The organism is Klebsiella sp. GW_Kp182, from assembly GCF_040062275.1.
Taxonomy (GTDB): Bacteria; Pseudomonadota; Gammaproteobacteria; order Enterobacterales; family Enterobacteriaceae; genus Klebsiella; species Klebsiella michiganensis.
In genome coordinates this window covers 30,543-41,854 of record NZ_JBEAFQ010000059.1, presented here as the reverse complement: position 1 = coordinate 41,854, position 11,312 = coordinate 30,543, and the positions used below count along the sequence as shown (strand labels likewise).

Sequence of the window (11,312 nt, the reverse complement as noted above, 5' to 3'; positions counted from 1 at the left end):
AGTGAAACGCCGTAGCGCCGATGGTAGTGTGGGGTCTCCCCATGTGAGAGTAGGGCATTGCCAGGCATCAAATAAGTGAAAAGCCCATCCTGACGGATGGGCTTTTTGCGTTTGTGCTGCTGCGAAAATATCCATTTATACCAGACCTGGCAATGACAATTTGCCCATTTGATCTTATCTAAAGGATCGTTTCCCGAGCTTCAGCTGCCGGTATTGCAGTTTAAGCATTGTGGAGCTTACCTTCGGGAAAAGCGCTGCCGGAGCTCGCTCCGGCACCTGTCATGGCAGAGAAAAGAAAGGAATTAACGAGTCAACGCCACGATGCCGAGCGTCAGGCCAGCAACGGCAGCTGCGCCCCCGGCAATCGCGCCGGCGGTTTCCCAGTTATCCTGGGTCGTTCCTTTCATACAGGTATTGGTGTGCACTAATCTGCCTTCAGAATCATAGACCGGTACACACGGAGAGTCATGTGCACAGCCGGCGAGTAGCGTTGCCAGCAATGCCACTAGAATAACTTTAGTCATGATATTACCTCTAAATAATCCGCTTCGCTGTATTGGAGAACCCGTACCTGCGCGGAACGGTTTATTTTATCATCAGCAATATGGGGTGCCGCTAGAGTAAATAATCTCAATTTATGAGTAACGTAAATATCATGAAGAAAACCAGAGAACTATGGGGAAATAATGTGTATTGGGTACCGCGGCAATAAATATATTTAATATCATCAGGATAGTTATCGAAACGCAGACGAAAAAAAGGCACCTGAAAGGTGCCTTTAGAAAAACATATTTACTCTGCGTGTTTCGTAAAGCGGCGTCTTACCACGACGAAGAAGACAGGAACAAAGAAGATCGCCAGTAATGTTGCCGTCAGCATTCCGCCCATAACGCCGGTACCGACCGCGTTTTGGGCGCCGCTGCCGGCTCCATGGCTAATAACCAGAGGCAGAACCCCGAGGATAAAGGCCAGCGAAGTCATCAGGATAGGGCGTAAACGCATACGCGATGCTTCAAGTGTGGCTTCGATAATTCCTTTGCCTTCTTTATCCATCAGGTCTTTCGCAAACTCCACGATAAGAATCGCGTTTTTCGCAGAGAGGCCGATAGTTGTTAATAAGCCCACCTGGAAATAAACGTCATTATTAAGCCCGCGTAACGACGCCGCCAGTAATGCACCAACTACCCCTAATGGAACGACGAGCATGACGGAGAAGGGAATAGACCAACTTTCATAAAGCGCCGCAAGACACAGAAAGACAACAATAAGCGAAATGGCGTAGAGCGCGGGCGCCTGGTTACCGGATAAACGTTCTTGATAGGACATTCCCGTCCAGTCGTAACCAATACCGGCAGGAAGCTTGCTGGCTAACTGCTCCATTAAAATCATCGCATCGCCGGTACTTTTCCCCGGAGCAGCTTCACCCAAAACTTCCATAGAGGGTAAGCCATTATAGCGCTCCAGGCGCGGTGAACCATAAACCCAGCGTGAGGTGACAAAGGCGGAGAACGGAACCATTTCGCCATTCGCGCTGCGGACGTACATATTATTGATATCGCTCGGCAGCATACGGAATTTTGCATCGGCCTGAACGTAGACTTTTTTCACTCGTCCATGGTCAATAAAGTCGTTGACGTAGTAACCCCCTAGCGCCGCGGAAATGGTTTCATTGATATCGGATAGCGAAATCCCCAGAGCCTGAGCTTTCTCCTGATCAACATCCAGCTTAAATTGCGGCGTGTCTTCGAGCCCGTTGGGGCGAACGCGTACCAGCTGGTCGGGATGCTCTCTCACCATACCCAGAAGTTGATTACGGGCCAGGGTTAACGCGCTATGGCCAAGGTTACCCTGATCGATAAGCTCAAAGTCAAAACCGGTCGCCGTACCCAGTTCGATAATTGCCGGCAGATTGAAAGGAAAGACCATAGCATCTTTAATCTGACTGAAGGCAACGGTCGCACGTTTGATGATTGCCTCAACGCCATTCTCTGCGCCACTGCGTTCTTCCCATGGCTTCAGGCTGACAAACGCCATACCGGAGTTTTGACCCTGACCGCTAAAGCTAAAGCCGTTAACGGTAAAGACGCTTTCAACATTCGCCTTCTCTTTATGCAGATAGTAATCGGTAACCGTATCAAGAACCTTTTGCGTGCGTTCCTGCGTTGCGCCTGAAGGAAGCTGGATCATGGTCATAAATACCCCCTGATCCTCATCCGGCAAGAAGGAGGTGGGCAGGCGCATAAACAGGACGGCCATACCCACAACGATCAGCAAATAGATGATCAGGTAGCGTCCGGTACAGCGCAGGATCCCGCTGACGCTGTTAGTGTAGTGGTTCACGCTACGATCGAATTTCGCATTAAACCAGCCAAAAAATCCTTTTTTCTCATGATGATCGGCTGATGCAGGTTTCAGTAATGTGGCACAAAGCGCGGGGGTCAGGATCAGCGCGACCAGGACGGACAGCGCCATGGCGGAGACGATGGTGATAGAAAATTGCCGATAGATCGCCCCCGTAGAGCCGCCAAAGAAGGCCATCGGGACAAACACTGCCGATAGCACCATGGCAATGCCGACCAGCGCCCCCTGAATTTGCGACATTGATTTTTCCGTCGCTTCTTTGGGGGGAAGCTTCTCTTCTACCATGACGCGTTCGACGTTTTCCACCACCACGATAGCATCGTCGACCAGAAGGCCTATTGCCAGCACCATGCCAAACATCGTTAGCGTATTGATGGAGTAACCGAACATCGCCAGTACGGCAAAGGTCCCGAGCAGGACGACCGGAACCGCAATGGTGGGGATCAGCGTGGCCCGGATATTCTGTAAGAACAGATACATCACCAGGAAGACGAGGATAATCGCTTCAAACAGCGTCTTCACAACCTCATGAATAGAGATTTTCACAAACGGCGTAGTGTCGTAGGGATAGACGACCTTCATCCCCTGCGGGAAGTACGGCTGCAGTTCGGCAAGCTTCGCTTTAATCGCGGCGGCGGTATCGATGGCATTGGCGCCGGTAGCGAGCTTAATTCCCAGTCCTGAAGCCGGTTTTCCATTGATTTTTGCGACAACGTTGTAGTTTTCACCTCCCAGCTCAATACGTGCCACATCTTTCAGGTGCACCACTGAGCCATCCGCGTTCACGCGCAAAGTCACTTTGCCAAACTCTGCCGGATCCTTCAGTCGCGTCTGAGCAATAATGGATGCATTTAGCTGCTGGCCTTTAAGGGCCGGCGTACCGCCAAGCTGGCCTGCTGCAATCTGATCGTTCTGTACCTGCAGTTGGTTAATGACGTCGACAGGCGTGAGGTTGTACTTATTCAGGAGATTACCGTCCAGCCAGACGCGCATGGCATACTGCGCGCCGAAGAGCTGTACATCGCCGACGCCGTTAAGGCGGCTGATGGTATCTTTGACGTTCGATGCAACGTAGTCGGATATATCATCCTGAGTGGTGCTCGTGTTATCGGAGATGAATCCGGCAACCATCAGGAAACTACTGCTTGATTTCTCTACGCTAATCCCCTGCTGCTGTACTTCCTGAGGAAGAAGCGGCGTCGCCAGCTGCAGTTTATTCTGCACCTGAACTTGCGCAATATCCGGATCCGTACCTGATTTAAAGGTCAGGGTGATGGTAACGCCGCCTGCGGAATCGCTGGTTGAGGACATGTACATCAGATTATCGATACCGTTCATGTTCTGTTCGATAACCTGAGTCACCGTATCCTGAACGGTTTGTGCGTCCGCACCTGGATAGGTTGCGGAGATGGCCACCGCTGGCGGCGCGATAGTCGGGTATTGTGCAATCGGTAGCTGCATAATTGCGAGGCCACCGGCAATCATCATGATGATCGCCAGCACCCAGGCGAAGACCGGTCGATGGATAAAAAACTTAGACATAGGGATTCGTACCTTATTGCGCGACGGACGTCGCGGTATCCTCTTCGGCCTTCACGGTGACGCCGGGACGTACTTTCTGCAGACCGCTGACGATAACCTTTTCACCGGCTTTCAGACCGCTCGTGATTAACCACTTATCGCCAATCGCCTGTGAGGCTGTGACGGCTCGCGTTTCCACCTGGTTTTTATCATTAACGAGCATCACGCTGGCATCGCCGCGCGGCGTTCGGGTGACTCCCTGCTGAGGAACGAGAATTGCATCCGGTGAAACGCCCTCATCAATACGGGCGCGAACAAACATCCCTGGCAGCAGAGCGTGCTGTGGGTTGGGGAAGATGGCGCGAAGCGTAATAGAGCCGGTGCTCTCATCTACCGTGACGTCAGAGAACTGCAGCGTGCCCTGAAGCGCATAAGGTTTTCCGTTTTCCATAATCAACTGCACGCTTTTGGTGCCACTGCCGTGCTGCAGGCTTTCCTGTTTCAGGCGCATGAAATCATTACTGGATTCAGTGACATCCACATAAATGGGATCGAGCTGCTGTACCGTCGCCATCGCGTCAGCCTGACCATTTGTCACCAGGGCACCTTCGGTCACGCTGGATTTGCCGATGCGGCCGCTGATTGGCGACGTCACTTTTGTGTACGCCAGGTTAATACGCGCGCTTTCCACGGCTGCCTTTGCGGCAATAACATCGGCATCGGCCTGGCGCGCGGTCGCCACCGCCTGATCGTATTCTTGCTGGCTGATATATTTTGTGCCGAGAAGAGGCGCGTAGCGTTTTACCGTTAAGTGGGCGATAGCCGCCGCGGCTTCTGCTTTCGCTTCATCACCTTTTGTGCTGTTGTAAGCCGCCTGATAGGTCGCCGGATCGATTTGATAAAGAGACTGTCCAGCGGTGACATCGCTACCTTCGACAAAGTTACGGTGCAGGATAATCCCGCTGACCTGCGGGCGGACTTCCGCGACGCGGTAGGCAGATGTGCGGCCAGGTAGCTCCGTGGTGACGGACAGCGGCGCGCTGTGTACGACATAAACGGAGACCTGAGGTATCTGCGCATGCGGTTGCCGATCGCCTGAATTATCGCAACCGCTGAGCAGGATGGCCGGGATGATAAGGCTGGATAAAAGTGTAACCCTGACATGAGGTGTCATTGCTGTTCCTTATAGATTATGAGCCAGGCATGGCCACGAATCTGTGCAAGAAATAATGAATTAAAATGCGGTTTGTTATCCTACAAATAAAAAACGATGGATGTAAGACATAGTTATTTTTTAGCCATCAGCAAGGCACGTAAAAACAAAATATCAGGAATAATGTTTTTAGAATGAACTTAAATTAAAATTTGCTTACATTGATATTTAATATATGAATATATTTATCTTAATTATTCTTGCGGTGTATTTATTGGAGAGCGTTTGAGATTTAACTCATCTGTATTTTTGCTAAACAATATTGATTGTCAGATGTTAGGTTTATAGGTATCCAGCGATTTCCCCACACTCTCAATCTGGCGTTGAGTGGAGCACCGTATGCCCAGAAGAACGAAAGAAGATGCGTTAAAGACGCGGCAGCTTCTGATTGAGTCTGCCATTCAGCAGTTTGCCTTACGTGGCGTGACCAGCACGACCTTAGCCGATATCGCTGATGCTGCTGGCGTGACGCGCGGAGCGGTGTACTGGCACTTTGCAAGCAAAGCTGAGCTATTTAATGAAATGTGGCAACAGCAGCTGCCGCTACGCGACCTGCTTCAGCATGAATTTAACCTTAAAGACGATCAGGATCCGCTCAGCACGCTACGAGAGAAATTTATTATTGGCTTACAATATATCGCCAATAATCCCCGTCAACGTGCCTTAATGCAAATTCTGTATCAGAAGTGTGAGTTTTCCAGCGACATGATGCCGGAAGCTGAGATTCGCAAGAGAATTGGTTTTAGCTATCCGATTATTCGCAGCATTTTGCAGCTCTGTATTCGTAACGGATTATTGCCAGCGGAAACCAATGTTGAAATTTCATTAATTGTATTACACAGCGCATTTACCGGTATTATTAAAAACTGGCTGGTGGAGCCCGGGCAATTCGATCTGTATCGCCAGGCACCCGCCCTGGTTGATAATATTATGTCAATCCTTTGCGGGGCTAATGGGCGGCAGACGATAGCCAGCCATTAAAATTCATGTAATAAAAAAGGCGCTTCCCCATGCCGAAGAGCGCCTTTTATATCAAACATTTAACTGATTAGTATCAGTTCATGCCGTATTTTTTCAATTTTTTACGCAGAGTACCACGGTTGATGCCCATCATCAGAGCAGCACGGGTCTGGTTACCGCGGGTGTATTGCATCACCATGTCCAACAGGGGCTGTTCTACTTCAGCCAGTACCAGCTCATACAGGTCATTAACATCCTGACCGTTCAGTTGAGCAAAATAGTTCTTCAGTGCCTGTTTAACCGAGTCACGCAGGGGCTTTTGAGTTACCTGATCCTGAGAGTTAACGGTAGAAACGGTCAGTACGTCAGAATTTACGCGTTGTTCGAACATAGTTCTGTCAGCTCTTTATTTCTATTACGCAAAATTTTCGAAGTATGCCTCCAACGCCTCCAGCTGTTCGCTGGAATCTTCTATGGCGTTGAATGTGCGCCGAAACTGGTCATCTGGAGCGTGTTCCTGCAGATACCAGGATACGTGTTTGCGTGCGATTCGGTACCCTTTTGCCTGGCCATAAAAGCCATGCAGTTCCCGAACGTGTGCACAAAGCAAGCGCTTAACCTCTGCCAACGGCAGCGGCGGCAGCAGCTCTCCAGTGTCCAGATAGTGCTGGATTTCCCGAAAGATCCAGGGTCTTCCCTGAGCTGCACGGCCTATCATAAGGGCATCTGCCCCCGTATAGTCGAGCACAGCTCTGGCTTTAAGCGGGTCAGTAATGTCACCATTCGCGATAACCGGAATGGAAACTTTCTGCTTAACTGCCCGAATACTGTCGTACTCAGCATCTCCGTTAAACAAACAGGCGCGCGTGCGTCCGTGAATAGTCAGAGCCTGAATGCCACATTCTTCAGCCAGTTGGGCAATTTCTACACAGTTACGGTGTTCCGGTTCCCAACCGGTGCGAATCTTGAGAGTTACGGGAACGTCCACTGCTTTGACGACCGCCGTCAGGATAGACTTCACCTGCTCGGGGTACTGCAAGAGGGCTGAACCTGCAAGCTTTCGATTCACTTTTTTAGCCGGGCATCCCATATTGATATCAATAATTTGGGCGCCGCTTTCCACGTTAATACGGGCGGCTGCAGCCATCTCTTCCGGTACGCTACCGGCGATTTGCACGGTACGAATACCGGGCTCATCAACGTGCACCATCCGTAAGCGTGACTTGTCGCTCTCCCAAACCTGCGGGTTGGAGGACATCATCTCGGATACGGTCAATCCTGCTCCCATCTCGTAACACAACGTGCGGAATGGCCTGTCAGTAATGCCAGCCATAGGCGCTGCGATGAGTCGATTCCTGAGCTGGTAGTGTCCGATGCGCATGAGTTAAGAAATGACCATACTGTGACTGCAAGGCGGCGTATATTACGCATTTTTTGCACGAGATGAAAGGCCAAACTTTGAGCAATCCTCTGCGGTGGATCAAAGAATCGCCTTGCAGGTCAGTGTGCATGAATAATTAGCTATATAAATCATTGCATTAAAAACATGTGATGAATTTATCTACACATATAATTTTGTCTAACTTCTCATTTTTTCTTCCCGGCACAGGGAACGGGCAAGATAATCTGCTGAAGAAATCAGCAAATTACCTTGGCTTTATGTGAGTTGGCTCTCATTTCAGAACATGATCGTGAAGCACAGCTGATGTTTATTCTATGACCACGCGACCATTCAGCGGCTGTATCGGACGATTGTTATCGTGATGCATAGCGTGGCTAAATTTTGCCAGCTGCGCTGATGAAAGTGTCAGGGGATGTTTAAGCACAATCCAGGTTACCCCCTCGGAGCAAGGCGGCGTGGTCAGGGAGCCGCTGAAACGCCAGTATGTCTTGTCTGCGGGAAGAAGGGCGTTGAGATCCATTTGGGTGACGATTTTAGCCGTCTGATCGGCTTTCTCGGGCATGGTGGCCCACAGTTTGTTCAGTTCGCTATTTTCCGCGCCCTGGTCGAACATCACCGCCACGACGGCAACGGCGCCTTGAGCGCTTTTATGTACCAGATGCATCTCCATCGCATAGTGCTTACCGTGAACGGTGTTTTCGCTCGGGGCATGAAAATGGAACTGCTGAAGGGTAAATGGCGTACCGTCAATCGTAACGGTATCCGCTGTTGTGGTCTTTAACCCCGCCTGGATAGTGTGACCATTGTTGATGAGCGTAATGGGGCCATCGATGTAGTGCGTATCCAGCGGTGAAAGGTGTGTCTTAAACGTGGTATCGATGTTGATAGGGGATTGATTCATGCCATTTTGACAGGTTTTGTACTCCTCATTGAGCGCCCCCCAGTGTTCCGGCGAACCTTCGCCTTCATAGCTCCAGTGGGAAGCGAAAACCGTCACGGGCATCATGCTTAACGCCAGTAATGCCGCCTTGCCTAAAGTTGTTTTCATATCATTCGTCCAATGAATAAATTTATGATTTTATTGGTAACTACAATACGTTACCGCATCATCTTATTCTCATTGAGCGAATGATTTTGTACAGAAAACGCGAAAAGCGGTGGCCTGCGATGAGGCCACAGGGAGATTACTTTTTATAACCGGTGATCCGGCACCACTCCTCTTTCTCCACGACGGGATCGAGGCTAAAGAGATCGGCGTACGCTTCACAAACGCTTTCCGCCTGGCTGGCAAGGATGCCGGAAAGCCCCAGCAGACCGCCTGTAACCGGCAGCACGCTGATAAGCGGAGCCAGTTCGCGTAATGGGCCTGCCAGAATGTTTGCGACCACCACATCGGCTTTCATCGCCTCTGGCTGATCTTTAGGCAGATAGAGTTCCAGGCGTTCAGAAACCCCGTTACGCTCGGCATTATCGCGGCTGGCCTGAATGGCCTGCGGGTCGATATCAATACCGATAGCTTTCGCGGCGCCCAGCTTTAATGCCGCAATGGCCAGAATGCCTGAGCCGCAGCCAAAATCGATAATCGTTTTGCCCGCGAGATCGAGGCCATCCAGCCACTGCAGGCACATTGCCGTGGTGGGATGTGTACCGGTACCAAACGCCAGGCCCGGGTCGAGCATCACGTTAACGGCGTTTTCATCCGGCACATCGCGCCAGCTCGGGCAGATCCACAGGCGTTTACCGAAGCACATAGGGTGGAAGTTATCCATCCATTCGCGCTCCCAGTCCTTGTCTTCCAGTTGTTCGATTTTATGCACGAAACCGGCGCCCAGCAGCGGATTCTGCTCCAGCATCGCAATCACTTCTTTCATATCGGTCTCGGCGTCAAACAGGCCGATAACGTCAGTATCGCCCCACAGACGGGTTTCGCCCGGCAGAGGTTCGAATACCGGCGTGTCGTGCGTATCCTGGAAAGTAATGGAAACGGAACCCGCTTCCATTAACGCATCGCTCAGCTCTTCCGCGTTCGCGCCGGTAGTGTTCAGTTTCAGTTGGATCCATGGCATGGCAAAACTCTTTATTTATCAGTAGTCAATACGGCGGCTTGCGGGGCGGAGGTACCGAACCGGTTTCCGACCAGGAAAGCCAATAAGCTTAACAGCAACGCGGGCACTATCGGATGGAAGCCCAGGTACTGCAGATTAAAAGTGGCGAGTATGGCATAGAGTACGCCGCCGACGATCATCGCGCTCAACGCCCCTTTCGCGTTCGCGCGTTCCCAGTACAGGCCCAGCACCAGCGGCCATAAGAACACGGCCTCCAGGCCGCCGAACGCCAGCAGGTTGAGCCAGATAATCATCTCAGGCGGACGCCAGGCTGCCAGCAGCAGTAAAGCGCCCAGCAGCAAGGTGATCGTTGCCGACATCCGCTTCAACCGGGCTTCATTTGTTATCTGCTCGGGGCGCAGATTCAGATACAGATCTTTAATGATCGTAGCGGAACTTTGCAGCAGCTGGGCGTTGATCGTCGACATAATGGCGGCCATCGGCGCGGCGAGGAAGATCCCGGCGGCAAAGGGCGGCAAGACTTTCACCATGAGCGTCGGGATGACCAGATCCGGCACCGTCAGATCCGGGATCACCGCCCGGCCTAACGCACCCGCAAGATGCATCCCAAACATCAGGATCGCCACCACGATGGTGCCAATGATAATTCCCCGGTGCACCGCTTTGCTGTCTTTATAGGAGATGCAGCGAACGGCGGTGTGCGGGAGGCCAATCACCCCGAAGCAGACCAGCACCCAGAAGGAGGTCATAAAGGTGGGGGAAAGAATGTCATCAGCCCCCTGCGGGGAAACCAGCTTAGGATCGATGGTTTGCAGGGTTTCTACCGCATTATGTAGCCCGCCCGCCGCATGAACGACGCCAACCAGCAGGACGATAGTGCCGACCAGCATCACCATTCCCTGGAGCGTGTCGTTGAGGACGCTGGCACGAAAACCGCCGAACGCGGTATAGAGCGCGATACTCACGCCAAAAATCAGCAGACCGGTTTCGTAGGGAATACCCGCTGCGGTTTCCAGCAACCGCGCCCCGCCGATGAACTGCACCGTCATTGCCCCGACAAACGCCACCAGAAGGCTCAGGCTCGCGAGCCAGACCAGCAGACGGCTTTGGTAGCGGGCAAAGAGCATATCGTTCAGGGTTACGGCATTATAGCGGCGCGCCAGAATGGCGAATTTCTTACCCAAAATCCCCAAAGAAAGCCAGATCGCCGGAAGTTGGATCATCGCCAGAAGCACCCAGCCGAGGCCATATTTATAGGCCGCGCCGGGGCCGCCTATAAACGAACTGGCGCTGATATAGGTAGCGGTAAGCGTCATGGCTAATACAATGCCGCCCATCGAGCGGCTGCCGAGAAAATATTCGTTCAGGAAGGAACCCGTTGCGCGCTTACGCATTGCATAGATGGAGAGAGCAAACACCACCAGCAGGTAGGCGATAAGCGGCAGTATGACTTCAAGCTGCATCGTCATCCTCCAGAGGAATATCGCGATAGATAACTTTTACCATCGCCCAGCACAGCAGAATAAACACCAGCGGTACCAGCAGGCAGGCCATTTCGAACCAGTGCGGCAGGCCGGTTAGGCCAATACCGACGCCCGGCAGATAGGCGGCAGCCAGCCAGGCCGCAAGATAGAGAAGGGTTAGCCACAGCGCCCAGCGCGCCTCTTTATGGGCCTGAACAAAGCGTTTGTCCATTTTTTGTCCCTTGAGGATAAAGAAAGCGGGGATTGTACCGCATGGAAAAGAGGAGAGGAGAGAAAAAGAAAAAAGGCCGGATTATCCGGCCTTT

General features: G+C 51.8%; 9 protein-coding genes and 1 pseudogene. 1 reads left to right on the top strand and 9 read right to left on the bottom strand.

What is annotated here, in order from left to right; genetic code table 11:
* Positions 1–302: 302 nt before the first annotated feature.
* From ABLU88_RS24725 to ABLU88_RS24715, 3 genes are all read right to left on the bottom strand, one after another.
* A complete protein-coding gene (locus ABLU88_RS24725; protein ID WP_025108494.1) occupies positions 303–524 on the bottom strand; it encodes a hypothetical protein in 222 nt (73 codons plus the stop codon).
* A 268-nt stretch (positions 525–792) separates the two neighbouring features.
* Positions 793–3,903: an efflux RND transporter permease subunit gene (locus ABLU88_RS24720; protein ID WP_348838306.1), complete on the bottom strand. Its 3,111-nt coding sequence runs from the start codon at positions 3,901–3,903 to the stop codon at positions 793–795.
* A gap of 13 nt (positions 3,904–3,916) precedes the next feature.
* The gene (locus ABLU88_RS24715; protein WP_348838304.1) at positions 3,917–5,056 is read right to left on the bottom strand and encodes an efflux RND transporter periplasmic adaptor subunit; all 1,140 of its coding nucleotides are present in this window, start codon (positions 5,054–5,056) and stop codon (positions 3,917–3,919) included.
* A 378-nt stretch (positions 5,057–5,434) separates the two neighbouring features.
* On the opposite strand from ABLU88_RS24715, the gene envR reads away from it, so the two are divergent.
* Positions 5,435–6,076 carry an acrEF/envCD operon transcriptional regulator gene (gene envR, locus ABLU88_RS24710; protein ID WP_004854718.1) on the top strand — a complete coding sequence of 214 codons (642 nt, stop codon included), beginning with the start codon at positions 5,435–5,437 and terminating at the stop codon, positions 6,074–6,076.
* Between the two features lie 73 nt (positions 6,077–6,149).
* Here envR and fis read toward each other — a convergent pair whose 3' ends face one another.
* From fis to ABLU88_RS24680, 6 genes and pseudogenes are all read right to left on the bottom strand, one after another.
* Entirely contained in the window at positions 6,150–6,446 is a 297-nt protein-coding gene (fis, locus tag ABLU88_RS24705; protein WP_000462905.1) for a DNA-binding transcriptional regulator Fis, read from the bottom strand.
* Positions 6,428–7,436 (bottom strand): annotated as a pseudogene (gene dusB / locus ABLU88_RS24700) (tRNA dihydrouridine synthase DusB). The gene fis and the pseudogene dusB overlap by 19 nt, the downstream one beginning before the upstream one ends.
* Before the next feature lie 328 nt (positions 7,437–7,764).
* On the bottom strand, positions 7,765–8,505 hold the full coding sequence (locus ABLU88_RS24695) for a carbonic anhydrase family protein (RefSeq protein WP_004854712.1): 741 nt from the start codon (positions 8,503–8,505) through the stop codon (positions 7,765–7,767).
* Positions 8,506–8,641: 136 nt separating this feature from the next.
* Complete coding sequence (prmA, locus tag ABLU88_RS24690) at positions 8,642–9,523, bottom strand: 50S ribosomal protein L11 methyltransferase (RefSeq protein ID WP_046878630.1); 882 nt, start codon at positions 9,521–9,523, stop codon at positions 8,642–8,644.
* An 11-nt stretch (positions 9,524–9,534) separates the two neighbouring features.
* A complete protein-coding gene (gene panF, locus ABLU88_RS24685) occupies positions 9,535–10,986 on the bottom strand; it encodes a sodium/pantothenate symporter (protein ID WP_032751512.1) in 1,452 nt (483 codons plus the stop codon).
* A complete protein-coding gene (locus ABLU88_RS24680) occupies positions 10,976–11,218 on the bottom strand; it encodes a YhdT family protein (RefSeq protein WP_004125848.1) in 243 nt (80 codons plus the stop codon). The genes panF and ABLU88_RS24680 overlap by 11 nt, the downstream gene beginning before the upstream one ends.
* Positions 11,219–11,312: the final 94 nt, after the last annotated feature.